Source organism: Cyclobacterium xiamenense (genome assembly GCF_900109255.1).
Classification (GTDB): Bacteria; Bacteroidota; Bacteroidia; order Cytophagales; family Cyclobacteriaceae; genus Cyclobacterium; species Cyclobacterium xiamenense.
Genome location: NZ_FNZH01000001.1, coordinates 89,714 through 115,481 on the forward strand (window position 1 = coordinate 89,714; position 25,768 = coordinate 115,481).

General features: G+C 50.9%; 15 protein-coding genes. 13 read left to right on the plus strand and 2 right to left on the minus strand.

What is annotated here, in order from left to right; all coding sequences use genetic code 11:
* Positions 1-4: 4 nt before the first annotated feature.
* The 3 genes from BMW71_RS00290 to BMW71_RS00300 all read left to right on the plus strand — a co-directional run bounded on the left by BMW71_RS00290 (position 5) and on the right by BMW71_RS00300 (position 4,168).
* The gene (locus tag BMW71_RS00290) at positions 5-2,014 is read left to right on the plus strand and encodes an FAD-dependent oxidoreductase (RefSeq protein ID WP_092167911.1); all 2,010 of its coding nucleotides are present in this window, start codon (positions 5-7) and stop codon (positions 2,012-2,014) included.
* Positions 2,015-2,184: 170 nt separating this feature from the next.
* Positions 2,185-3,723: a glycoside hydrolase gene (locus BMW71_RS00295; protein ID WP_092167913.1), complete on the plus strand. Its 1,539-nt coding sequence runs from the start codon at positions 2,185-2,187 to the stop codon at positions 3,721-3,723.
* Between the two features lie 58 nt (positions 3,724-3,781).
* A complete protein-coding gene (locus BMW71_RS00300; RefSeq protein ID WP_092167916.1) occupies positions 3,782-4,168 on the plus strand; it encodes a DUF885 domain-containing protein in 387 nt (128 codons plus the stop codon).
* A 190-nt stretch (positions 4,169-4,358) separates the two neighbouring features.
* Here the strand turns inward: BMW71_RS00300 and BMW71_RS00305 are convergent, their stop codons facing one another.
* Positions 4,359-5,777, minus strand: a complete 1,419-nt coding sequence (locus BMW71_RS00305) for a sulfatase-like hydrolase/transferase (protein WP_092167919.1) — start codon at positions 5,775-5,777, stop codon at positions 4,359-4,361.
* A 449-nt stretch (positions 5,778-6,226) separates the two neighbouring features.
* On the opposite strand from BMW71_RS00305, the gene BMW71_RS00310 reads away from it, so the two are divergent.
* The 10 genes from BMW71_RS00310 (at position 6,227) to BMW71_RS00355 (ending at position 24,933) form a co-directional block, all read left to right on the plus strand.
* Positions 6,227-9,634: a SusC/RagA family TonB-linked outer membrane protein gene (locus BMW71_RS00310; protein ID WP_092170066.1), complete on the plus strand. Its 3,408-nt coding sequence runs from the start codon at positions 6,227-6,229 to the stop codon at positions 9,632-9,634.
* A 28-nt stretch (positions 9,635-9,662) separates the two neighbouring features.
* Positions 9,663-11,243, plus strand: a complete 1,581-nt coding sequence (locus tag BMW71_RS00315) for a SusD/RagB family nutrient-binding outer membrane lipoprotein (protein ID WP_092167921.1) — start codon at positions 9,663-9,665, stop codon at positions 11,241-11,243.
* A 181-nt stretch (positions 11,244-11,424) separates the two neighbouring features.
* Positions 11,425-12,981 (plus strand): sulfatase family protein, encoded by a 1,557-nt coding sequence (locus tag BMW71_RS00320; protein ID WP_092167924.1) that lies wholly within the window; start codon positions 11,425-11,427, stop codon positions 12,979-12,981.
* A gap of 79 nt (positions 12,982-13,060) precedes the next feature.
* Positions 13,061-14,413: a DUF1593 domain-containing protein gene (locus BMW71_RS00325; protein ID WP_092167926.1), complete on the plus strand. Its 1,353-nt coding sequence runs from the start codon at positions 13,061-13,063 to the stop codon at positions 14,411-14,413.
* Positions 14,410-15,816 (plus strand): hypothetical protein, encoded by a 1,407-nt coding sequence (locus BMW71_RS00330; protein ID WP_092167929.1) that lies wholly within the window; start codon positions 14,410-14,412, stop codon positions 15,814-15,816. Before BMW71_RS00325 ends, BMW71_RS00330 begins: the two co-directional genes overlap by 4 nt.
* 116 nt (positions 15,817-15,932) lie before the next feature.
* Positions 15,933-17,852, plus strand: coding sequence for a sulfatase-like hydrolase/transferase (locus tag BMW71_RS00335; protein ID WP_092167932.1), 1,920 nt, complete (start codon positions 15,933-15,935; stop codon positions 17,850-17,852).
* Between the two features lie 215 nt (positions 17,853-18,067).
* Complete coding sequence (locus BMW71_RS00340; RefSeq protein WP_092167934.1) at positions 18,068-19,159, plus strand: sensor histidine kinase; 1,092 nt, start codon at positions 18,068-18,070, stop codon at positions 19,157-19,159.
* A 294-nt stretch (positions 19,160-19,453) separates the two neighbouring features.
* Positions 19,454-21,232, plus strand: a complete 1,779-nt coding sequence (locus tag BMW71_RS00345) for a sodium:solute symporter family protein (protein ID WP_092170069.1) — start codon at positions 19,454-19,456, stop codon at positions 21,230-21,232.
* Between the two features lie 419 nt (positions 21,233-21,651).
* Positions 21,652-24,000: a TonB-dependent receptor gene (locus BMW71_RS00350; RefSeq protein ID WP_092170071.1), complete on the plus strand. Its 2,349-nt coding sequence runs from the start codon at positions 21,652-21,654 to the stop codon at positions 23,998-24,000.
* 6 nt (positions 24,001-24,006) lie between these two features.
* The gene (locus BMW71_RS00355; RefSeq protein ID WP_092167937.1) at positions 24,007-24,933 is read left to right on the plus strand and encodes a DUF4249 domain-containing protein; all 927 of its coding nucleotides are present in this window, start codon (positions 24,007-24,009) and stop codon (positions 24,931-24,933) included.
* A gap of 131 nt (positions 24,934-25,064) precedes the next feature.
* Here BMW71_RS00355 and BMW71_RS00360 read toward each other — a convergent pair whose 3' ends face one another.
* Positions 25,065-25,679, minus strand: a complete 615-nt coding sequence (locus tag BMW71_RS00360; RefSeq protein WP_092167940.1) for a DUF4230 domain-containing protein — start codon at positions 25,677-25,679, stop codon at positions 25,065-25,067.
* Between the last annotated feature and the right edge of the window lie 89 nt (positions 25,680-25,768).

Sequence of the window (25,768 nt, forward strand, 5' to 3'; positions counted from 1 at the left end):
GAATATGAAACGAAACATGCTCCTTTGGGCTTGCCTGGTTGGGATGCTCCTGTCTTCCTGCAAGGAAGCAAATGAATCCAATGAAACCTACGATTTGGTCGTGTACGGGGCTACGTCCTCCGGTGTGATTGCGGCCTATACTGCCAAAACCATGGGAAAATCCGTGTTGCTGGTAGAGCCGAGCCAACACTTGGGCGGCCTAACCACCGGGGGCCTCGGGTATACGGATATCGGCAATAAATATGCCGTCACGGGACTTTCCCGGGATTTTTACCGAAGATTGGGCGATCATTATGGGAAATTCGAACAGTGGATATTTGAACCCAGCGTGGCCAAAAAGACCTTTCAGGACTACCTGGATGAGGTGGGAATTGAGGTGCAGTACGGATGGAGAATAGACGCTGCAACGAAAGAGGAGGGTTGGATTACCGAAATTCGTTTGGAAAATACGGCGGATCCCTCCGGGGCAAAACGGTCCGTTTCCGGAAAGATGTTTATCGATGCTACCTACGAGGGAGACCTGATGGCTCGGGCTGGTGTTTCCTACACCATCGGTAGGGAACCCAACGATCAGTACGGCGAAACGTATAACGGCGTACAATTGATGACCGGTCATCAGTTTCCCGACGGCGTAGACCCCTACCAAACTCCCGGTGATCCTTCGAGTGGCCTGCTTTGGGGGATCAGTGAGGATGCGTTGGAACCAGATGGTACCGGCGACGATAAAATCCAGGCCTATAACTACCGCATTTGCCTGACCAATGATCCGGCAAATCGCATAGAAATTACTGAACCCGAAGGCTACGACCCTTCCATGTTCGATTTATTGGTGCGGCTCTTTGAGGCACAACCCGATCGGCGCAGCCTTGGCAATTACTTTATCTGGAGCCGTATGCCAAATAGCAAAACGGACATCAACAACCGGGGCGGCTTTTCCACCGATATGATTGGCATGAACCACGATTACCCGGAGGCAGATTATGCAACCCGTCAGGAAATCATCGATGCGCACACCCACTACACCAAATCCCTGCTCTATTTTTACAAAACAGATCCCCGCGTACCAACGGAGCTACAGGAGCAGATACAGGAATGGGGCTACCCCAAAGACGAGTACGTGGACAATGGACACTGGACTCCCCAACTCTATGTGCGAGAAGTCAGGCGCATGGTCGGAGAATACGTTATGACCCAGGCCAATTGCGTGGGAGAAGCGGTAGTGGACGATGGCGTTGGCATGGCGGCCTACACCATGGACTCCCACAATATTCAGCGGATTGTGATCGAAAAAGAAGGCAAAAAGATGGTCAAAAACGAAGGAAACGTGGAAATAGGCGGATTTGGTCCGTATCCCATTGCCTACCGTTCCCTTATTCCCAAATCGGAAGATGCAAAAAACCTGCTGGTGCCCGTAGCGCTGTCCGCCAGTCATATTGCCTACGGGTCCATCCGCATGGAGCCGGTATTTATGGTGTTGGGACAGTCGACTGCCGTAGCTGCCAGTATGGCCATTGACGGAGGAAAGGCGGTTCAGGAAGTAGATGTACCGGCCCTTCAGGAAGAACTCAAGACGAATCCGCTGGCGGATGGTAGTACGGCGGATATTCTGGTGGACAACGACGATGTGGCACAGGTGAGCCTGGTAGGAAATTGGGAAAAGATGAGTAGGGGAGGGTATGGCCCCAGCTTTTTAGTTGCAGGTAGTGCCGGTAATAATTCCGTCCGGTTTCGCCCCACCATCAGGGATGAAGGAAAATATGGCGTATACGTGTATTTTTCCCGGGTAGCCGAGGCCAGTTCTCAAACCCATATCGTATTGGGAGATGGATTTGAGGAACACGAAATGGTGATCAAGGAAGAGGATATCCGGGTAGAGGGGCAGACTTCCGGCGAATGGGTGCATTTGGGAGATTATGATTTTAAGCCCAATACCTCACCTTTTGTAGAAGTCTCCAACAAAAATGCCGATGGCAATGTGGTAGCCGATGCCGTTTTGTGGGTGCCGGTAAGGTGAGGCTTCGACAGGCTCAGCCTAAACGCTTCGACAGGCTCAGCCTAGGCGCTACGGCAGGCTCAGTGGGATCACCAGCGGTGGTTCGTTTTGGGCCGGTATCTGAAGCGATTGCAATACGTAGGTTGATCGGTATCGTGGAAAAATGAGATACCTTAAAAATTGCTAACTGTATGTCAAAATTGATCTTTTTCTTCGTGTTTGTGCTTAATACGGGTTGCCTGTGCGGGCAGGCACCGGATCCGGACATGCTTACGCTAAGGGTCGACCCGCAAATCGGCTATCAGACCATTGATCATTTTGGCGCCTCTGATGCCTGGTCCGGGCAGTTTGTGGGCAACTGGCCCGAACACAAAAAAAACTCCATTGCCGATTGGCTGTTTAGCAAAGAGGTGGACGCCGCGGGAGATCCCCTAGGTATCGGCCTTTCCATGTGGCGGATGAACCTGGGCGCAGGAAGTGCCGGGCAAGGAGCGGAAAGCGGGATAAAAGACCCCTGGAGAAGGGCACCCTCCTTTGTGGACGAACGTGGGAATTTCGATAAAGCGGGGCAAAAAGGGCAATTGTGGCTGGCCCAGGCAGCGAAGCAACGACATGTGGAATACCTGCTGACGTTTTTAAACAGTCCCCCTGTTTGGCTGACCCGGAACGGTAAAGCTTTTGCGGATAGTGGTACCCAATCCAACCTGGCCCCGGAAAATTACGGTGCCTTTGCCGATTTTATGGTCGCTTCCCTCGCCGGCCTCCAAGAGGAAGGGCTATCCGTGGGTTTCATCAGCCCGGTGAACGAACCTCAATGGGACTGGGACGATGGCGGGCAGGAAGGTACGCCCTATTGGAACCACGAAATCGCTGGTATTGTACGATACCTAAATGCAGCATTGCAGGATAGCGGCCTGCCTACCAAGATCGATATTGCCGAAGCAGGCCAAATCGAGTACCTGTATGAGGAACATAATCGTCCTGGTAGGTCCAATCAGATCGTAGAATTCTTTGGTAGCAGCAGCCCTAATTTTCTAGGAGATCTGAGCCACGTGAGTCAGGCGATCTCCGGTCACAGCTATTTTACCACGTCCCCTTTCCAAAAAGCCGTCGAGCAAAGGGAAGTATTGGCAGCGGCTATTCGGCAAGTGCCGGGGCTGAAATACTGGATGTCGGAATACTGCATCCTCGGAGGGAATAACGGGGAAATCTCCGGCGATAAGAAGGATTTGGGCATGGCCCCTGCCCTGTACATGGCCCAGGTGATTCACAACGATCTGGTCGTGGCAAACGCCTCTGCCTGGCACTGGTGGCTGGCCATTTCTCCGTACGATTACAAAGACGGATTGGTATATATTTCCAAGAAAGAAGCCGACGGGGAATTGGAAGACAGTAAGATGCTCTGGACCCTCGGAAACTACAGCCGTTTTATCCGACCCGGGTACCAGCGGGTTTCCGCCAAGCTGCATGGGGATCAATCTGGGGATGGGGATTTGTTGGCTTCGGCGTATCGGGATCCCAAGTCGGGTAATCTGGTCATGGTGTTGGTAAACGCTACTTCTGTAGCAGCAAAAATAGCCGTACGGGTACTTGGTGGAGAATCGGGTGAAAAATGGACGGCTTACCTGACGGACCCGGACCATGATTTGGCCTTCGGGGAAATTTCTTCCATTGAAGAACTGCTTGTTCCTGCCCGCTCCGTACTTACGCTTACCAATGGCTCTTACTAAACCTGATGGGAAACGATTTTATGAGGTTTAACCGCAAGGGTCGGTACCTACCAGAGAAATGGGGGGCTATGAAAATCCGTATTACGACTTTGGCCGCCTGGTCAACCAAATCTGGCGGGCCATCCGTCTGGTGGTAGATAAAGGGCTGCATGCCAAAGGATGGACGGAAGAAGAGGCTATCCGTTATTTTTCGGAAAATTCCGCCATTTCTGAGGGGGCGATCAGAGCCGAAGTGCGCCGATACATGGTGATTCCCGGGCAGGCCACCGGCTATAAAATTGGGATGCTAAAAATTCAGGAACTCCGTGCATTGGCTGAACAGGAATTGGGCGAGCAATTTGACCTTGCCGGTTTCCACGATACGATTTTGGGTGGGGGAGCCCTCCCTCTGGGGATTTTGGAAGCGGAGGTTAGGCGGTGGATTGCCAGGGTGAAAGGATCCTAGATCCTGCCTTTTTTCCTTCAGGCGCTGAGGATTTTTCACTAGCTTTCGAGGTCTTTGCTACCTTGAAAGTGTTCGTCTTGGACCTGCGATACCGGCACGTTCGGGAAACGACTACCGGAGAGTGAAAGGGCTGACAGCTTTTGCATTTCCGCACATCAGAAATTCCCCGATCTCCCCGGAAGAAAAACGCTTACGGTTTTTTATCCATTTCCTTCTCCCAGGCATCTCGCGCTTGGATTAGTTCCCGGACCAACTGCGGATGGTCCGGCTTTAAATCCCTTGTTTCAGACAGGTCTCCCTCGAGGTTGTAGAGTGCGAGGGAACCGTTTTCCCGGTCTTCCAGTAGTTTCCAGGGACCTTTTCTCACGGCAATGGCTTCTGGTGTCCGCCAAAACAGGGTTCGCTCCGGGATGACTTTTCCCGAAAGCAAAACCGAAAGAAAGCTTTGTCCATCCAAGCAGTCGGCTCCCTCGGGATCAGGAAGGGGCTGATCGGTCAAGTCGAGAAAGGTTGGCAGCAGGTCGAACGAGGCTAGCGTTGCCTCAGAGCGACTACCGGCCCTAATCTTCCCGGGCCACCAGGCGATGCTGGGTACCCGGTGTCCTCCTTCGTACAAATCGGCCTTTTCTCCGCGAAGCACGCCGTTGGAACCCACAGCAGGCCATGTATCTCCCTGGTAACTCAGATACTGCCCGTTGTCGGCGGTGAAGAATAGCAAGGTGTTTTGGTCCAGCCCCTCGGCTTTGAGGTAGGCAAGGAGTTTGCCAACGTTGCGGTCCAGTGTTTCGATCATCGCCACCAAAGCATCCGGTATTTCAGCGGGCGCGTGGGGCCCTAATTTGCTTGCCGGGCCGGGTTGGCTGGAGGTATAATCGGTACCTTCCTTTCGCGTTTCCAAGTGCCCGTCATCCGGGGATTGCCAGGGGAAGTGCACACCCAAATGGGCCAGGTAGAGAAAAAATGGCTGGTTTTTGTGTTTTTCGATGAATTGAATCCCGTTGTCGGTGATCACATCCGTGGTGTAGCCTTTCTGAAAGCTTAGCTCTTCGTTGTGCCACCAATCCGGATACCCGTGACGGTCCATTTTGGTGAAGTAGTCGCCGTCGCCAGAGGTTAGTCCTCTGAACTCATCAAATCCGAAATGAAGGGGGTTGGCGCTGGGGTGGTTTCCCAAGTGCCATTTGCCAAAAAAAGCGGTCGCGTAACCGACCCGCTGCAAGTAGTCGGCCATGGTCGGCGAGGAATACAATCCGTCTCCAGCGATCCCTTTGATCGCGCCCACTCCTTTTTTCTGCCAATCTCCAGGTAGGGGATCTTCTATGCCTGCTCGTTGCTGGTACCTTCCGGTCAACAGGGCCGCCCGGGTAGGCGAACACATGGCCCCGTTGCTGTGAAAGTCGGTAAACAGCATCCCTTCGGCCGCCAGCCGATTGAGATGGGGTGTCTGGGCTTTCCCACCAAAAAATCCACCCAAATCGCCATATCCCAGGTCATCCGCCAAAATAACGATAATATTAGGCGCAGCAGGTAGGGAAGTACGGTCTTGGGCCTGTATCCCCAACCCAACCAGGGTAAGGCAAATCGAAGCAATTATACGGTAAATGTGCATGCACACGAATCGATTTTTTTATACTACGCGCGCAGGTACCCAATGGGCCATTGGCGGCGGGTATACCGCATGGTTTGCTATTCCTAACTACAGAAAATCGAATCGTCATGCGCTTGTCGAAACGGCAAGTTCAGGAAACGAAGCGCTTCCCGAGCGCAATAGAAATCGGTAAAAAATGGACCAGATACGGATTTTCATTTGAATTTTAAAAAAAAGTTTGTTACCAAAATAAAAAATTTAATTAACTACTGGATTTTGTTTAAAAAAATTGTGTAATTGACACCTTAATAGATTCTACTAAACCATCGTTACACGTAAAATTAGGTATTGCCTATGGGAAAAATGGCTTGACAATCGTTGCCGATTGTCCAATCAACAAAATTTTAGTTAAAAGTTTATCCAAATGTTCAGGCATTGCCGAGGCGTACCTGGACCTTACCCATCAACAAATGAAAAATGAGAAAAAACTACTAGTAAACTCCGTTGGAATAAAAAGGAACGTATTCTTTTTGTTTCAGGGAATCGTGCTGGCCTGTGTGTTAGCAACACAGGCATTGGCTGCTACCAATCCGGCAGCGCCTGCAGCATTTGAAGCGGCTGCCGCTGAACTGGATATCCGGGTATCGGGTACCGTTACCGATGAAAACGATGCGCCCATGCCGGGTGTAACCATTACCGTACAGGGAGCCTCCATGGGTACGGTTTCCGATATAGAAGGGAAATACAGCCTGAATGCTCCAGACAATGCCACCCTGGTGTTTTCCTTTATCGGTTTTAAAACCCAAACCATTCAGGTAGGAAACCGCAGTACCATTGATGTCACCATGCAAGAAGACGTGGGAAGCCTGGACGAGTTTGTGGTGACTTCCCTTGGGGTACCACGGGAACAACGCGCCCTGGGCTACGCAACCACTACTATTAAATCCGACGAACTTGTAAAGGTAGGTACACCCAACCTGGCTACGGCCTTGTATGGTAAAGCTCCGGGTGTTCGGATTCAGGCCGGCGCTGGTGGTGCCACCTCAGCGGTAAACATCACCATTCGGGGGATCAACTCCATCACTGGAAGAAACCAACCGTTAATTATTCTGGACGGGGTACCCATCCGGAACGAAGAGGTAACCAATAATAACTATTGGGGCGACCAACGTTTGCGAGGAAATGGCCTGCTGGACATCAATCCGGAGGACATTGCCGATATATCGATCCTGAAAGGTGCCTCTGCTGCTGCATTGTACGGATCCGAAGCGGTAAACGGTGTGGTGTTGATTACCACCAAAAAAGGTACCTCCAAAGGGTTTACCGTTGATTTCAACGCAAATTACACCCAGGATGAGATCGCGTACTTACCACGGTATCAAAACGTACGAGGCCCGGGTGCTCCCCAGCACGTACAGGCGCTAAGTTGGGCAAACAACGGCGTAAACGAAGACGGTTTCTTTATTTACGAAGACGGTTCCCGGGGACTTCCCAACACGAATATCAATTACGGGCCTCGATTTGACGGACAGCCTGCAAGGTCATGGGATGGGGAAATGAGACCCTATGTAGCGCAGGAAGACAACTACGCTGCCCTGTTTAACAACCCCGTTAGTTCGCAGGTAAACGTGGCCATTTCCAATTCCACAGATGTAGCCGATTTCCGGGTTTCACTGACCCGTCAGGACAACGAGGCGCTGAGTTTGAATTCCAAAAACAGCAAAAACATCGCCAATTTGAACGCTACTTTCCGCGTGTCTAAAAAGGTGCGTACGGACGTAATGGTAAACTACATCAACCAATACACGGCCAACCGGCCCTATTCCGTAGACCGATTGATCAACAATTTTGGTGGGATGATGACCCGCTTCGATAACGGTGCCTGGTACCTGGACAAATACAAGACCAGCCTGGGATACCGCTTCGTGACAGGAAATGGACAAAGCCTGACGCCCGATGAAAACATCACCTTTAACGGGTTTCAGGGAGCCATCGGCGACTATGTCTGGCGGGTAAACGAGCACAGGGCATCGGAGTTGAGCAACCGGGTGATCGGTAGCATCACCAACTTCATTGACTTTACAGACGAACTAACACTACGTGCCAGGATTTCTACGGATTTTACGTACAGGTCTAGCGAGAATGAAACATCAACGACCCGGCCTCTGGCTTTCGGTCCTTCCGGAGGGTTTAGCATGTCCAACGAGACGTTTAATATCTTGTATGGGGATCTATTGCTTACCTACCGCAAGCAATTGACGGATGATTTTACCTTCAGTGCCATGGCTGGCTACACCGCCAATAAGGAGAGTTTTTCCTCGATCTCCCGAGGTACCAATGGTGGCTTGAGTTCGGAAAACCTCTTTGATATTGTTGCTTCGGTAAACATTCCCAACAACGGTTCCAGAAGAACCTCACGGGTAATCGATGCCGCACTGGGTACCGTAAACCTGGACTACAAAGGCATCTGGTTTGTCGAAGGTACCGTTCGTCGGGACCGTACCTCTACCATGAACCCGGACAATAACTCCTTTGTGTATCCTTCTGCCAACACCAGCTTTATCCTGTCGGATGCCGTGGACTTGCCAAGTTTCGTAAGTTTTGCCAAACTGCGTGGATCCTGGGGTATCGTGGGTAACTATCCGGACGTATACCGTGCCAATATCGCTTACAACCAAAATACGCTGGGCGTACAACAGCCGGGCGGTGCCCCTGTTTTATATACCAACATTCCCAGCAGTTTTGGAAACGACGGCATTCGTCCAGAGCAAAAACACGAATTTGAATTTGGATTGGATAGTAGGTTCTTCGCCGGTCGGTTAAACCTGGAGTTCTCCTATTACAATGCACAGATTCGGGACCAAATTCTGCCTCTTACCCTGCCGGCTACGTCCGGAGCCAATTCCGTTTTAGCGAACATCGGTACACTGCGGAACAAAGGAATCGAAATTGCCTTGAACGGTACCCTGTACCAGGCACGTGGATTGACATGGATGGCAGGCGTTAATTTTGCCCGCAACATGAACGTGGTAGAAAAACTCGCCAACAATGCGACCGAATTGCTACACGCCGATTACGATGGCAATGCAGCACAGCTACGTTCCGTAGTCGGGCGCCCCATGGGTGATTTCTTTGCCCGTCCCGTAGAGACCAATGCGAATGGAGAAAAGATCGTACAGCCAAACGGAATGTATAAAATCGACGCCAACAACTGGATTCTTGCGGGCAATGCCATGCCAAAAGCGGTGGGTGGTGTCTTCAATAATTTGGCTTATAAAAACTTCTCCCTGGATATCATGGCGGATTTCCAGATCGGTGGACACGTGATGCCTACCGGTATCAACTGGATGATCAGTAGGGGATTGACCGAAGAAAGTTTGAAGTACATGGATGCCGAAAGCGGAGGACTGGCCTATTACCTCAATGCAGAGGGTCAGGGTGTACAAACTTCCAGCCCTCAGGGACCCAACGGAGAGACCGTATACAACGATGGTATGCTTATGGAAGGTGTGACCGCAGATGGAAACCCCAATACCAACGTGATTTCTCAAGCCATGTATTACCAGCGAACGTACAACTGGGGTGGTCCACAATACAGCCAGGCCAGATACGAACTGTATATCAAGGAAAATACTTACATGAAATTGCGGGAACTCTCCCTGGGCTATCAGGTTCCTGCTGCTTTTGCTCAGAAATTGGGAGCTACCAGCATCAACGTTTCTGCCTTTGGACGAAACTTGTTTTTCTTCTACCGAAACATCAAGGATCTGGATCCGGAAGTGTTGACGGGAGGTTCTCGTTGGGCACAGACGCTGACCAGCGCGGGAACGAATCCGGCCACACGTACCGTAGGTTTAATGCTTAGGGCCAGGTTCTAAGCGAACACGAATAAAAAATAAGCGCAATATGAAAAATAAACTAGTCATACTGACCCTGGCACTGCTTACCAGCCTCGCGAGCTGTCAGTATTCCGAATTTGAGGAAAACTACACCGATCCTTCCAAGGTTTCGGAGACCTCTGTAGAGAAGCAATTTACCGGTTTTATGATTGCAAACCGGACGTACGTACTTCCCAGTTACTGGAATTATTTCGTGGTTTTGCGTATCACACTTAACCGGTATACGCAGGCCGTCGGATGGGCAAACGAGGAGAATCAATACGTACCCGGATCGGCCGCCATCAACGACCGATGGAACAACTATTACCAGTTTCTGGCCCAGTACCGGGAGTTGGAAAAGGTATATGCCGAACTGACCGATGTTCAAAAGCAGAATAACCGGGTGTACATGATTGCAGCGGCAACCTATCTGTACGACCACACCCAGAAAATCGTGGACTTGCACGGCGCCATTCCCTTCTCCGAAGCGGGGATGTTGAGCACCAACGGTGGTGACTTTGGTAAATCCTATCCAGGTTACGACGAACCCCAGGCCATCTACACCAAGATGCTGGATGATTTGGCGGGATTTGCCGATGAGCTACGCACCATGAACATTAACCCGGGGATTTTGACCGGTTTTCGTACCCAGGACTTGATTAACCGGGGAGATATCGACATGTGGTTGAAATACATCAACTCGCTACGCCTGCGCATGCTGACCCGGGTAAGTGGAACATCGGAATTTTCCTCCCGTGCGACCGCCGAGATCAATGCGATTCTGTCGAATCCTACCAACTATCCCATCGTGGCTTCCAATGCGGATAACATCACCTTCCGAAAGCACGAATTGGGAACCCTTATCGGAGCCAATGATTTTCAAAGTGGCCTGGAGGACTGGGATGGCAACGTAGCGGGAAAGGTAATTTTGGAGCACATGCTCACCAACGACGATCCCCGACTGACTTATGTATTTGAGCCAGGTGAAGCAGCCGAAGGGGAATACATCGGACTGGATCCGTTTTTGAGTGCCTCCGTGCAGACCGAATTGATCGGTTCCAACACGGTGGCCATTTACAACCGCTCCACGCTAAGCCGAAACCAGTACTTTCCCGGAATGCTGATCAACTCCAGCCAGGTACATTTTATGGCGGCAGAGCATTACCTCAAGGCAGGCCAGGACGCACAGGCCAAGGCCCATTACGAGACAGGCGTACGCGAGTCCGTGCATTATTACGACATGCTTCGCGGCATGAGTAACAATAATATTTCTCCTGAGGCCACCCCCCCCACGGATGCGGCCATTGATGCCTACCTTGCCGATGCGGATATTAGCTGGGATGGGGCTGCGGACATGACCGAAAAGATGAAGCGGATTGCGCAGCAGCGATGGCTACATTTCAACGTGGTACAACCCAATGAAAACTGGGCCGAAATGCGACGCGTAGACGAATTTGAGCTTGAATTCTGGGAAGATGGCTCCAACCAGCAGCGTCTTCCTCCCAACCGATGGATTTATCCAGGATCGGAAGCCACGTATAACCTGGAGAATTACCAGCGCGTACAGGCCAACGATAACCTGACCACCCCACTTTTCTGGGATAATTAATTGCGGATTATCGCAGGCAATATCTGTTAGAAAAGGGCATCCACCGGGTGCCCTTTTTTTTATTACCCTGGGGCAATCGATAGCTCTGGCTGGAAAATCAGCGGAGCCTTCCGGAGGGAATTGACAAAAATTCTCTATCTTGGTTTGAAAATTTTCTTCACCAATAACCGATATTCCGTTCATGGCTCGATTCCCAATTGCAGTAACCCTGATTTTCAGCTGTATTTTCACTTTTTTTTCCAGCTGTTCCTCCGAAAAGAACGAGGAGCAAACCCTCCCAAAAAAGCCCAATATCATTGTTATCTACATGGATGACCTGGGATATGGGGACATGAGTGCTTACGAGGCCGGTAGCCTGGAAACCCCGAACATGGATTTTTTGGCAAATGGAGGGATGAAATTCACGAAGGCCTACGCTTCCTCTGCTACCTGTACGCCCAGTCGCTATGCCTTGCTTACCGGAACCTATCCCTGGCGTAACGAAAATGCCAAAATCTTGCCAGGAACAGCTCCGCTACTTATTGGTACGGACGAGTTGACACTCCCGAAAATGTTGAAAAAACAGGGCTATACCACGGCCGTGGTGGGTAAATGGCACCTGGGTTTGGGTACCGGCCAGGTAAATTGGAACGAACCGATCAGCCCGGGACCAAATGAAGTGGGCTTTGATTATTCCTACATCATGGCGGCCACCCAGGATCGGGTGCCCACCGTTTACCTGGAAAACGGACTGGTACAGGGCCTGGACCCCAACGATCCCATTGAAGTGAGCTATAGCGAAAACTTCGAAGGAGAACCTACAGGAAAGGACAACCCCGAGCTGCTAACCATGAATTGGCACCACGGGCACAATAACAGCATCGTCAACGGGATCCCCCGCATTGGTTATATGAAAGGCGGGGAGAAAGCCCGATGGGTGGACGAAGATATGGCCGATCATTTTCTGGAAAAAGCCAGTGCGTACGTACGGGAAGATCGGGAAGAACCATTCTTTTTGTACTATGCCTTTCAGCAACCCCATGTGCCGCGTACACCTCACCCACGGTTTGTCGGCAAGTCTGGCATGGGGCCCAGGGGAGATGTGATTTTGGAAGCCGATTGGTGTATCGGACAGTTTATGGAAACGCTGGAGGAAGCGGGCTTGCTGGAGAATACCCTGGTGATTTTTAGCAGTGACAACGGTCCGGTGTTAAACGATGGTTATTACGATGAGGCCGTGGAAAAACTAGGTGACCATACGCCTTGGGGACCGTTTCGAGGAGGAAAATACAGTTTGTTTGAAGCAGGCACACGCCTGCCCTTTATTACCTATTGGAAAGGGACCATCGCGCCGGGAGAGTCCGATGCATTGGTCAGCCAATTGGATTTGTTGAATTCTCTGGCCGCCTTGACGGGCAGTTCCGAACGCAGTGCGGATGGAAAGGACCTAATGGATACCTTTCTCGGAAAGTCAGAGCAGGGTAGGGAATCCCTGGTGCTGGAAGCAACCACGCGTACCGCTTTCCGGCAGGGAGACTGGGTGCTCATTCCCCCCTACGGTGGTCCGGCGGTAAATACCCAGGTGAACATCGAACTGGGAAACGATACGGATTTTCAATTGTATGATTTGAGTCGGGATAAGGGACAGCAAGAAAACCTGGCCGAGTCACACCCCGAAAAGTTGAAAGCCCTATTGCAGGATTTCATTGCGATCCGGGGCGAAGGCTTTGTGAATACGGAGGCCCTGGAATTGAAATAGGACCTGCGAAGGGGCCTGATTGGCGAATGGCGCCGTTTCTTTTAAAATTCGACGTTTACCCGTAAAAGAAATAAACGAGATGAAAGGATATACCCATGTACTGCTTGGATTGCTAGCCGCTTGCTTTTTGTTGCCGGGCAACGGCATGTGCCAGGAGAAACCCCAGGTAATCGTATTGACGGATATTGGAGGAGATACCGACGACGAGCAAAGCCTGACGCGTTTTTTGTATTACGCGGATCATTTTGATATCCTGGCGCTATGTGCCACGAGTAGGATGGGACACGGGCAGGACATTCGACCTGAGATCATTCGGGCGCAGCTGGACGCCTATGGAGAAATTTATCCCAACCTGCGCTTGCATTCGGATGATTTCCCTCATCCGGACTCGCTTTTTTCCCGGGTTCGGGAAGGTCTGGGGAATTCCAAAGACCTTGGGGAGGGGTTTGATAGCGATGCCTCGGAAGCCATCATCGACCTGGTCGACCGGTCCGATGCGTTGGTTCATATCCCGATTTGGGGTGGTTCGCGGGAACTAGCGCAGGCCCTTTGGCGGGTGAAACAAAGCCGTTCACCGGAGGCGGTGGATGCCTTCTGCCAAAAAATTCAGGTGCATGCCATCGGGGACCAGGACGGGCATCGGGAGTACCTGATCCGGGAGTTTAAGGCGCTAAACGTTATTGCTAATGGTTTTGCCTGGCAGGGTTTTACGGGTATTCGGGAATTATCCGCTTTTCGGGGCATGTACATGACCGGCGATCAAAGCATGCAGGACGGAGACTGGGTACGGGCGAATATCCACGGAAACGGCCCGCTTAGCGAGCGCTATCAATTGCACGGGCATGGGACAAACGGGATGAAAGAAGGAGATAGCCCCTCCTTTCTGGGCTTACTTGCCAACGGGCTGAATGTACCCTACCAACCGGAATGGGGAGGCTGGGGAGGCCGGTACCGCCGATTGCGCGGTAATCTTTACATAGACGCCCCGGATTTCCTGGACGGCACCCTCAACGAACGCCACTCGGTGGCACGCTGGCGCAAGGCGTTTCAATCCGATTTTATGGCGCGCGTGCAATGGGCGCATCGTTCCTACGGAGAAGCAAATCACAACCCAGTAGTGGTAGTGAACGGGCATGCCGGTACCGAACCGGTACTTGTTTCTGCGAACGCAGGGGAGCTTATACGGCTGGAGACGGAGGGAACCTACGACCCGGACGGGCAGGAGCTGGCGTTCCGCTGGTGGGTGTACGAGGAAATTTACCGTCCCGATGCAGACCTTCAAATGGTATACGAAGCAGCCGGTACGGCGGTGACACTGACCATGCCAGACCTGGCTCCGGAGCAGGCCATTCACCTGATTCTTGAAGTGCGGGATACTGGCAGCCCCTCCCTGACTGCCTATAAGCGCATACGTCTAATTTCCTCGGAATGAAAACAGGTTGCACAACTTTGTACGTATTTCTTGCTTTTCTGGCTGCGGCATGCGAGTCGGTACCGGCTGAGCGATCGGAAGCCGAAGCGCCCTCCGGAATCCGGCCCTGGGCAGCGAACCCGGCCTATTGGGAATACCGGGGCGAACCGGTACTTCTACTGGGAGCGACGGATAACGATAATTTGTTTCAGAACCTCCACCTGAAATCCCACCTGGACAGTCTGCATGCGGTGGGAGGAAACTATATCCGTAATACCATGAGCGATCGGGATCCGGGAGACCTACGCGCTTTCGCCCGAAACGGGGAGGGCAAATACGATTTGAATACCTGGAACGAGGCCTATTGGCGGCAATTTGACAGCCTGCTGCGGTGGACGGCCGAACGGGATATCGTCGTACAAATTGAAATTTGGGACCGCTTTGATCACTCCCGGGATAATTGGCTAACGGATCCCTACCACCCGGCAAATAATACCAACTACACCTACGAAAGTGCCCGATTGGATAGCTTGTATCCCAATCACCCCGGCGCCAACGAACAGCCCTTTTTTTATACGGTTCCAGCCCTGGATCACAATCCGGAGTTATTGGCCTACCAGGAATCGTTTGTGCGAAAACTCCTAACGCATTCCCTGCCCTATGACCACGTGTTGTACTGCATCGACAACGAAACCAAAGGGGAAGACGCGTGGGCGCTGTATTGGGCCGCGTTTTTAAAAAAAGAAGCCGGGGAAAAGGAAATCATGGTCACCCAAATGTGGGACGATTGGGATATCACCTCTGCCATGCATCGGCGAACACTCGATCGACCGGATACCTTCTCTTACATCGACCTGTCCCAAAACAGCCACAATACCGGGCAACAAAACTGGGACAAGGCTCGGGCCATCTTTGAGTACATCGAACCCAATCCCAGGCCAGTCAACAGTACCAAAATTTATGGCAGTAGTACCAGTTCCTGGGTAAACCGGGGAATTGACGGCAGGCACGCGGTAGAAACGTTCTTTCGCAATATCCTTGGCGGATTTGCATCGAGCCGCTTTCATCGTCCGCCATCCGGTCTGGGGCTCTCGATTCCCTCCATGCGGGCCATCGCGTCGGTAAGAAAAGTGGAGGAAAAAGTACGGTTTTGGGAAATGCAGCCACGCATGGACCTGCTTGCTGACCGGGAGGAAAACGAGGCCTACTGTGCCGCCAACGAGGGAAGGTATTACCTGATTTATTTTCCAGATGAGGGAGAAGTGCTAGTGGATATTTCCGCCATGGGCGGAACCGGCGTACTTCATTGGCTTTCGGTACACGACGCAAAATGGCTGTCGGCCAGCAATATTTCCGAAAATGAAACCCTCACATTAAAGAGTCCGGTACGAAATGGCAGCATTGCGCTGCTCGTAAAAAAATAACTGCGAACAAGGCAGCGTCAATGTCGGCATGAGCCTATCGCGATGCTTTGGCTGGCGGTGCGGCGGATAGATTCGAAAGCATTTTGAAAAAAACGAAACGGTAAGACATACAAAGCATGAACCATACAGTCCATACAAACCGCAGGGGAGGCGGCCTTCTACCCTTGCTGCTGCTATTCTTGGGATTGGTCGCCTGTGGTGCGCCCGAAGCATCGTTGGATCGCCCCAATATTCTATGGATTTCCCACGAAGACTTGAGTCCCATATACGGCTGCTATGGAGACAGCTATGCACGGACCCCGAATATTGATCGCCTGGCGGAGACGAGCATCCGGTTTACCCAGGCTTTTTCCAATGCGCCAATCTGTGCGCCTGCCCGATCCACGCTGATTACCGGCAGGTATGCCGTTTCGTTGGGAACACAGCATTTGCGCTCCGAAATTCCGGTGCCCGAGGGGATGAAAATTTTACCGGAAGTGCTGCGTGAAGCGGGCTATTATACGAGTAACAATGTTAAAACCGATTACAATTTTGATCATCAGGGTCGCTGGGACGAAAGCAGCAGGGAAGCCCACTGGCGCAATAGGTCCGAAGGACAGCCTTTTTTCAGTGTTTTCAACTTTATGATGACCCATGAGGGGCCGATAAATGCGCTGCGCGACAGCGATACCGAGTCGCTGCAGGTCTTCAGTGCGCCCGATCAGGCAGTATTGCCACCGCACCTTCCTGACAGTCCAAAAATGCGAGAAATTTGGGCCCATATGTACGATTTGCTGGCAGTTTTCGATCAGGAAGTGGGTAGGCTGCTTGCCGAGTTGGAAGCCGACGGGTTGCTGGAGGAAACCATCGTATTTGTCTTCTCGGATCACGGACATGGTTTGCCCGGGCACAAGCGCTGGTTGGATAATGCAGGTTTACAGGTTCCTTTTATTCTGCACGTTCCGGACAAATACAAGCACCTCGTCAGCAACCTAGCCGCTCCCGTAACTGACCACAAAGTGGGTTTTGTGGATTTTGCCCCCACGGTGATCGGGCTTGCGGGAGCCGTAGTCCCGGAAGGCATGGAAGGGACCAACTTCTTGGGCGAAACAGCGGAGGAAAAAGAATTTATATTTGGCTACCGGGACCGGGCGGACGATTGTTACGAAGTATCCCGGTCGGTGTTTGACGGCAGGTATTTGTACGTGCGTCATTTTATGCCACAGTTGCCCTATTACCAGAATGCCCTGATATTTAATAAGGGGGGGAGTTACGAAGAGATCAATCGCTTGAGGGCCCTGGGGCAGTTATCCGAGCCGGTCCGGCAATTTTTTCTACCCAAGCCGGTAGAATTGCTGTACGATTTGGAAAACGATCCCCTGGAACAAACCAACCTGGTCGCTAATCTGGAAGTGGCGGAACGGGTTTCCCGTTTGCGTGAAGCCTTGGATGCTTGGATGATTCGCCATCGGGATACCGGGTTGATTTCGGAAGGAATCATGATGGCGCAGGCCAAAGCGGCTGGGAAAAGCGTGTACGAAATCGCCCGGGAGTATTCTCCCGAGCGGTTTCGGTCCATTCTGGAGGTGGCCCAATTGGTGGGAAAGGTGGAGGACCCGGCGATACTGGAATCGTTTTTTGTAGCCACCGAACCGGCACAGCGGTTTTGGGCCCTGGTGGCATTGGATGCTTATTCTGGTGAAATCGATGCGGTAATGCCTTCGGTGCGCCGACTGCTTGAGGACGAAATGCCAGCCGTACGAACCAAGGCCGCTGAGATTTTGGCCGGACGAAAAAATGATCCGGAGGCTTTTGCCGTATTGGAAGAACTATTGAAACAGGAAGACGAGGTACAGGTATTGCAGGCCGCGATCAGCGTGCGGCAGTTGGGCGAGAACGCCCAACCCTTGCTGGCTGCCATTCAAAACGAAGTCTTTCCGAAATACAGTGGCGAAATCTGGGGCCGGTACAAAAGCTGGAGTTACCCCATGTTTATCGGAATGGCGTTGGATCAAACCCAGATAAACTGTGGCGTGGCGGTGGACACCCGTCGATGAGCTGTGATTTTTTTTGGCGAAATGAAGGGGATTTTGTCAGTGAAAGCCCTTGTTTTTTTGCAAGTCCAGCTCCTTACTCAAAACAAATTATCAGAAATCGGTAAAAGTATCGAATTGTTTGATAGTTTAGCAGGACGAAAACAGCGGTAATTATTTTTGGTTTTGGTAGCGTGTATACCAAAGCATATTTTTAACAGTAATTGGCAATCATTCTTATGCGTTCGATTAACGAAAATGCAACTCCAATCCGCGTGGATTCTTTCCGGATGGATTTGTTTTTTGACTTGTCACTGGATCTAATGTGTATCGCAGGATTTGACGGCTATTTCAAGAAAATCAATCCTGCCTTGAAAAAAGTGCTGGGCTATTCCGATGAGCAATTGTATACCCGCTCAATCGATACTTTTGTTCATTCCGAGGATCTGAAACGAACCTCCCATGCCCGGAACACGATTGTGGAAGGCATGCCCCTGATGCATTTTGAAAACCGGTATTTATCCAGGGAAGGAGAAACACTTTGGTTTTCCTGGACATCGGTTCCAGACAAGGAACAGCAATTGATTTACGCGATTGCCAAAAACATCACCCACAATAAGAAAGTTGAAGAAGAGCGAAATTTGTTGATCGCCAAATTAACCCAATCCAACAAACAATTAAAAGAATTGACCTTTACTACTTCGCATGATCTGCGTTCCCCGGTAAACAATTTACTGGCCCTATTCAGCTTGGTGAATGCCCGCACCATGGAAAAATCGGAGATGTTGGAGTTTATCGATATGATGCAGCTTTCCACCGAAGGACTAAAAAACACCCTGGACGGCTACGTCGACAATTTGAGTCAGCGGGATGTGTTGGCGGTATCGCTGGAACCGGTGGAGCTGGACACAAGCTGTAAAAAGGTGATGCATTCCATTCGGTCGCTCATTGAAACGTCCAAGACCCAAGTCTTGATGGATTTTTCCAAAGGAAACAGGGTCAACTTCAATGCCGGTTACCTGGAAAGTATTTTCCTCAACCTGTTTACCAATTCGATCAAATACGCGAAGCCGGGAACCGTTCCCCTCATTTCCATCCATTCGCAGCTGGTCAACGAGCGTACCCAATTGGTTTTTTCGGATAATGGGATTGGATTTGATACGGATAAGATTGGAGACAAGTTGTTCGGTTTTAGAGAGACCTTTCATTCCAACGCAGACGGCAAGGGTATTGGCTTGTATTTGGTTCACAGCCATATCACCTCATTGGGAGGTAAAATCGAGGCAGCCAGCAAACCGGGAGAAGGGGCGCGGTTTACCATTACCTTTTAGGGCTGAAATGTGCCAGCCACTGCCACTTTCTGATTCGACTCCTGTTAGGTCTCGGAGAGGCAAATTGGTTTTCCGGCCATTCATTTCGTTCCCTGGTACAAACGCATGGGACTCCCGCCGGAGCCTTGTGAGATGGACTGCAGCCTACGTTCAGGGTATTTCTTTCTTGCGCCGCTAGCCTATTCCGACGAGTGGCGATGCAATGGCCGGGGTATTGGCCGTGTTTCCATCAATGTCGGTTGGTTTTGCGGCGAACTTGCTACTAGTTTGCAGTTTATGTCTTATATTCCGGGCATGTTACTACAGGGCATTGATTGGCTGATCCTCCTTCTGTTTTTTGCATTGTCGCTGGGAATAGGCTTGTACAGTTCCAAAAAATCATCCGAAAACGTTCAGGAGTTTTTTAAGGCGGGCGGCAATTTGCCCTGGTGGGTATTGGGAATATCGATGGTTGCCACGACCTTTTCCACCGACACCCCCAATTTGGTCACCGATATAGTACGGAAAAATGGCGTCTCCGGGAATTGGGTTTGGTGGAGCTTTTTGCTGACCGGCATGCTGACGGTTTTTTTCTTTGCCAGGTTATGGAAGCGTTCGGGAGTACTTACCGATATTGAATTTTACGAGTTGCGGTACAGTGGTCGACCGGCCTCGTTTCTTCGGGGATTTCGCGCCTTGTACCTGGGTATTTTTTTTAATGTGGTGATCATATCCGGGGTCTCACTCGCGGCGATCAAAATCGGAGGGGTGCTATTGGGCCTCAGTCCCTTGCCCGTTTTGCTGATATCCGGGTTTGTCACGGTACTGTACAGCACGCTGGGTGGCCTGCGTGGCGTGGTGTTTACGGATTTTCTGCAATTTGGACTTTCCCTTGCAGGGGCCATCGCCGCGGCTTGGGTGTCGGTCAATCATCCTGCTGTCGGTGGGTTGGATCAATTGATTCAGCATCCCGATATTACCGATAAACTGAATTTTATCCCTGACATCAATCATTGGGAACTATTTTTGGCGGTATTTCTGATCCCGGTATTTGTGCAGTGGTGGTCGGTTTGGTATCCGGGTTCAGAGCCGGGCGGGGGCGGATTTATCGTACAGCGGATGCTGGCAGCCAAGAACGAAAACCATGCGCTTTCCTCCATTATGTTGTTTACAATCGTGCATTATGCCATCCGCCCCTGGCCCTGGATTCTGGTCGCCCTGTGCAGCATCCTGGTTTTTCCGGACATGGATGCATTGCGGGATGCTTTTCCAAATGCCGATGCTTCCATTGTGCAGGACGACATGGCCTATCCCGCCATGCTATCGTTCATGCCGGTAGGGATTATGGGACTGGTAGTCACCTCCCTGGTGGCCGCCTACATGTCTACCCTCTCCACCATGCTTAACCTTGGTTCTTCCTATGTGGTGAACGATTTTTACCAGCGATTTATCCGACCCGACGCTTCCCAAAAACACCTGATTGCCGTCGGGCGGCTGACCACGATAGGAATCATGGTAGTGGGGGGCTACGTGGCCCTGCACCTGGAAAATGCATTGCAGACCTTTGGTATTTTGCTTCAGATCGGGGCGGGAACGGGATTGATTTACATCTTGCGCTGGTATTGGTGGCGAATCAATGCCCTCAGCGAATTGGTGGCCATGGCCGCCTCCTTTTTGGTTGCCCTGTATTTCGCATTTTTGCACGAGCTGTATTTCGAGCCGCTCCCAAATGCCGCCGAATTGATAGCGGGTATTTTATTCACAACGGGGAGCTGGGTACTAACGGCTTATTGGACCAGGGCCACGGACAGAGAGGTCCTAGTCGCTTTTGTGCAAAAAACAAAGGCCCCCGGCCCCGGCTGGAAGCGAATCCATGCCTACCTGGAAAAAACTGGCCAAAAGGTGGACACCAGGCAGTATTTTGATTTTCAGGCTGCGTTGTTGGCTTTCGCCGCAGGGATTACCGCTGTATACGCCTTTTTGTTTGGGACCGGGTCGATCTTATTCGGCAACCCGGGTTCCGGACTGCTATTGCTGCTGCTTGCCGCTACTGCATTTGGCGTGCTATTTCTCTTAAAGAAACGATTGCTATAGGCAATGCTCGCCAACAGGAACATGGCGTGTGCGCATTAGGGATTTTACTAACCCGTGCCACCTGTGAGGGCGAAGGGTCATGCCTCCCCTCCAATGGAAGCGGGTTAATCTTTAGCCTACCCCCCTGGAAGAGAAAGGCTCCGGTGTTGAAAAATTCTTCAAAATAGCTCCTTTCGGGTGTCTCACCTGCAGCATTTTATCCGTCTTGTCTTCGGAAGCGTGGGTTTGCAGACCGGATGTGGTAGTAAACCTCAATTCGACGTTTTTCTGTTCGGAAACCAACCCGCCAGGCCTTGAGCTGAAAAAAGTGAAATTAAATTTGTGTTAGATTTACTAATTATTTCTAGTTGATCGAAAAATTCAAATAAATTTGAAAAAATTTTCATATGCACCTGAGTTTGCATGACTGTGGCATTCCAATGAAACACCAGATTTTAACGTTTTTTTTCCTGCTACTTGGTATTTCCGGGTTTGCGCAGCGGATTTCCATTAGCGGGACCGTGACGGAAGCGGGAACGGGTGAACACCTAATCGGCACCAATGTTTTCGATCGGGTATCCGAAAAAGGCGCGGTTGCCAATCAATTTGGCTTTTACAGCTATACTACCTCAGCCGATAGCGTGGACCTTTACTTTAGTTTTGTCGGTTTTCAGACCAAAAACTTCCGTATGAAGGTAGCGCAGGACACCGTTGTTAACGTGTCGCTGCTGCCCGACGGGAATCTGGAGGAAGTCGTGGTATCGGCGGCAGGAATGGACCAGATTCAGGAAGTCACCAAGATGAGTTCGATCAACGTGCCACTGAAGCAAATCAAAGAATTGCCCGCATTTATGGGCGAGGTGGATGTGTTCAAGGTATTGCAATTGCTGCCCGGCGTGCAATCGGGCACGGAGGGTGGAAGTGGCTTGTACGTAAGGGGAGGGGGACCGGACCAAAACCTGATTTTGCTCGACGGAGTGCCCGTGTACAATGCCTCGCACCTTTTCGGTTTTTTTTCCATCTTTAACGCCGATGCCATCAACAATGTGGAATTGATCAAAGGAGGTTTTCCCTCCCGCTATGGCGGTCGTTTGTCATCGGTGATCGATATCAGCATGAAAGAGGGCAACATGCAGGAATACAAAGGCGAAGGGTCAATCGGGTTGATTGCTTCCAAAGTGACGGTAGAAGGCCCCATTGTCAAGGATCAGACCTCCTTTATTCTCTCTGCCCGGAGAACCTACCTGGATTTGCTGGCACGTCCCATTATCAAAGCCACCACGGCCGGCGAGGAAAATATCGGGTATTATTTTTACGACCTCAACGGTAAAATCAATCACATCATCAACGATAAGAACCGGCTGTACCTGAGCGTGTATTCCGGAGACGATAAAGCCTATTCCCGGTATAAGGATTTTTATGTTTTCGAAAACGAGCGAACGGATTACGAAGATGAATTTGGCCTGAGTTGGGGGAATTTCATCACCGCGCTTCGCTGGAACAATGTGATCAACAGCCGTCTCTTTAGCAACCATACCTTTACCCATAGCCGGTATAAGTTTGACTTGTTTAGCAATTACGATGAGCGGATTACGGGAGCAGGTGTGGACGAAAGGAGTTCCTATTCCGAGCGGTATTTTTCAGGGATTCGGGACTGGGCAGCCAAGTCGGACTTTGAGTACATTCCCAATCCCGATCACTACATCCGCTTTGGCGTAAATGGAATTTTGCATCGCTTTTCTCCGGGGGTGTATGCGAGCAGAAGTAGTGCGGCCGATAACGATCTCCGGTTGGGAGCCGACGAGCTCGATTCTTTCGAATACGCCGCTTATGCCGAAGACGACATCAACTTCAGCGACCGATTGAAAGCCAACCTGGGGCTTCATTATTCCGGGTTTATCTCGGACGGGCAGCATTACCGCTCCCTGCAGCCCCGCATCGCAGCACGCTATCTGGTGAATGCCTCTACTTCGCTAAAGGCTTCCTTTGTGACCATGGCACAATTTATCCACCTGCTGACCAATGCGGGATTGGGACTTCCCACGGATCTTTGGGTACCCGCTACGCCCAGGATTGGCCCACAGGAAGCCATGCAGGTAGCCGTAGGTGGCGTAAAAAACGTGAACGGTTTCGAAATCAGCCTGGAAGCCTATTACAAGACCATGGACGGCTTGATCGAGTACAAGGACGGGGCTACGTACCTGAACCTGGACCAGGACTGGCAGGACAAAGTAGCTGTGGGCGAAGGCAAAAGCATTGGCGCCGAATTTCTTGTACAACGCAAGGTCGGCAGGGTTTCGGGCTGGCTGGGCTATACGCTATCGAATACCGAACGAAGGTTTGACGAAGTCAATTTTGGGGAGTGGTTTCCCTACAAATACGACCGGAGGCACGACGTAAGTTTTGCCTTGACACACGAATGGAAGGACAACAAGGATTTTTCCCTGGCCTGGGTTTATGGAACGGGAAATGCGGTTTCTCTGCCTACCCAGCGGTACGAGGGATTGGAAATGAACCGCTTTAGTGGAGGAATCAGACCGAACGTCAATTACTACGAAAGTAGAAACAATTTCAGAAACCGGGACTACCACCGCCTGGACCTGAGTTTTAGCTGGTGGAAAACCAAACGATGGGGCGAGCGCAAATGGACACTGGGAATATACAATGTGTACAGCCGAATGAATCCGTTTTTCATGGATTTGGGCTACGACCGGCAGGGAAACCGGAAGTTGATGCAATACAGCCTTTTCCCAATCATTCCGTCGTTTGCTTACGCATTTAAATTCTAAAAGCTAATGAAAACATGCCTTCACTATATCCGGAATTTCAGCCAGCTGGGTTACCTGCTTCTCCTTGTCCCGTTTTTGTTCGCCTGTGAAACCGTGGTTGATATCGAAATTCCCTTCGACAAACCCCAGGTGACGATGAATGCCAATCTCCAAAACAACCTTTTTCCCGCAGTACGGCTGACCTACAGCAAGCACATCCTGGACAACGAGTGGGAATTTAGCCCCATTCCCGACGCGGCCGTTAACCTGATTCACCAGAATGAACGCTTTCCGCTGACCTTCAATGAGGAAACCGGCGAATACACAAACTTGCAGCTGTTGCTACGGGAAGGAAATACCTATACCCTGGAAGCGGAGTTACCCGGATACGAAATCGTTCGTGCCACCGAAAGTATTCCGCTTTCGGTACCAATTAAACAGGTGGTGTACCAGGGCCGGGTGCAAGTGGACTCCTGGTCATCCAGGGAAGACGTCCGTTTACTATTTGACGATCCGGAAGGTGAAAACTATTACGAGATTTCCGCCGACTATTTCGGGTATTATTCGTATGTGGACGAGCAGGGAAACACCGTACTGTACGAAAACAACTATCCGCTCTACCTGGAGCCGAAGAATCCTACGTACGAACGCGATTACAATACCTATGGGAAATTGTTAATAGACGATCGCCTGTTTGAGGGGCAGGAAGCCAATCTCGAGCTGTTTATCGAAAGTTCGTTTTCTCCGGATGCCCAGGGGGGTGAAATTCGATTTACCCTGAAAACCGTCTCCAGGAATTACTTCCAATTTCATACGACGTACGGATTGCAATGGTGGAACGAGGGAGATCCCTTTGCCCAGCCGGTGCAGGTTTTTTCGAACATTTCCAATGGAATCGGGATCCTGATGGCCGAAAGCCTTTCCGTTTTCAAGGTGTCCCCACCAGCCCAGTAAGAGCAGTAAGGCCAACCGGGCTTCCCGTCGTCGGGGTAGTTATCCCCGGAAAGTAGCGTTCCCAACCAGTTGGGTGAAGGCATGCGAAACGACGGGCAAAATCCATCCCATGTAGGAAGATCCTTGCTTTTTTAATAGTTGAGCCGCTCCAGTTCCTCTGGGGAAAGCGGGATTTCTTCTTCGAAATGAAGCGTCCAGCCCATGGTTTTGGTGAGGATGTATATTTTTGATAGCTCGCTGAGCAAGCGTTCGCGGGCATCGGTCTTCAGGTCAGACTGCGCGATCTTCTTCTCCAGCAGCTGATGCACGCTTCCTTTGATTTTGTTGTAATCGTCCGCATCAAATTCGTTAAAGTAATCCTGGCTTACGTCGTAATATTCCAAATCGGGGTAAATGTTGATTTCTGGTTCCGGGAGCTGTACAATCCGTACCTGCCTGGCTTCGGTATCAATTTCTGTTTTTAGTTGGCGCAAATCGTATCCCACGGTCACTTTTGCATTGACGATGACCAATGCTTTTTTATTGGCAGAAAAAATATCAAAGTAGTTTTTACGGGAGTTTTTGTAACTCAACACCTGGGAAAAGTAGCCTTCGGTTACCACCAGCTTTCCTACCTGCCGGATTTGTTGCTCCAGCAGGGCGGTATTTTGTTGGAGTTCCTGTTTTTCGTTGGTTTGACGGACGAACAACTGGATCAATCCATACAACAAAAGGGCAGTAACGATCCCAGCCAAAAACCTCATCATACCTTCGTGTTTTTACGCATACCTGCAAACGGTTTTGTAAAAGAAAGGAGAAAAAGGGGAGCTTGCAACTTGGCCGGCCGGGAAAGGGG

Coding starts and splice junctions, on each gene's coding strand:
- BMW71_RS00290 (WP_092167911.1), top strand. CDS start 5: ATGAAACGAAACATGCTCCTTTGGGCTTGCCTGGTTGGGATGCTCCTG.
- BMW71_RS00295 (WP_092167913.1), top strand. CDS start 2,185: ATGTCAAAATTGATCTTTTTCTTCGTGTTTGTGCTTAATACGGGTTGC.
- BMW71_RS00300 (WP_092167916.1), top strand. CDS start 3,782: ATGGGGGGCTATGAAAATCCGTATTACGACTTTGGCCGCCTGGTCAAC.
- BMW71_RS00305 (WP_092167919.1), bottom strand. CDS start 5,777: ATGCACATTTACCGTATAATTGCTTCGATTTGCCTTACCCTGGTTGGG.
- BMW71_RS00310 (WP_092170066.1), top strand. CDS start 6,227: ATGAAAAATGAGAAAAAACTACTAGTAAACTCCGTTGGAATAAAAAGG.
- BMW71_RS00315 (WP_092167921.1), top strand. CDS start 9,663: ATGAAAAATAAACTAGTCATACTGACCCTGGCACTGCTTACCAGCCTC.
- BMW71_RS00320 (WP_092167924.1), top strand. CDS start 11,425: ATGGCTCGATTCCCAATTGCAGTAACCCTGATTTTCAGCTGTATTTTC.
- BMW71_RS00325 (WP_092167926.1), top strand. CDS start 13,061: ATGAAAGGATATACCCATGTACTGCTTGGATTGCTAGCCGCTTGCTTT.
- BMW71_RS00330 (WP_092167929.1), top strand. CDS start 14,410: ATGAAAACAGGTTGCACAACTTTGTACGTATTTCTTGCTTTTCTGGCT.
- BMW71_RS00335 (WP_092167932.1), top strand. CDS start 15,933: ATGAACCATACAGTCCATACAAACCGCAGGGGAGGCGGCCTTCTACCC.
- BMW71_RS00340 (WP_092167934.1), top strand. CDS start 18,068: ATGCGTTCGATTAACGAAAATGCAACTCCAATCCGCGTGGATTCTTTC.
- BMW71_RS00345 (WP_092170069.1), top strand. CDS start 19,454: ATGTTACTACAGGGCATTGATTGGCTGATCCTCCTTCTGTTTTTTGCA.
- BMW71_RS00350 (WP_092170071.1), top strand. CDS start 21,652: ATGAAACACCAGATTTTAACGTTTTTTTTCCTGCTACTTGGTATTTCC.
- BMW71_RS00355 (WP_092167937.1), top strand. CDS start 24,007: ATGAAAACATGCCTTCACTATATCCGGAATTTCAGCCAGCTGGGTTAC.
- BMW71_RS00360 (WP_092167940.1), bottom strand. CDS start 25,679: ATGATGAGGTTTTTGGCTGGGATCGTTACTGCCCTTTTGTTGTATGGA.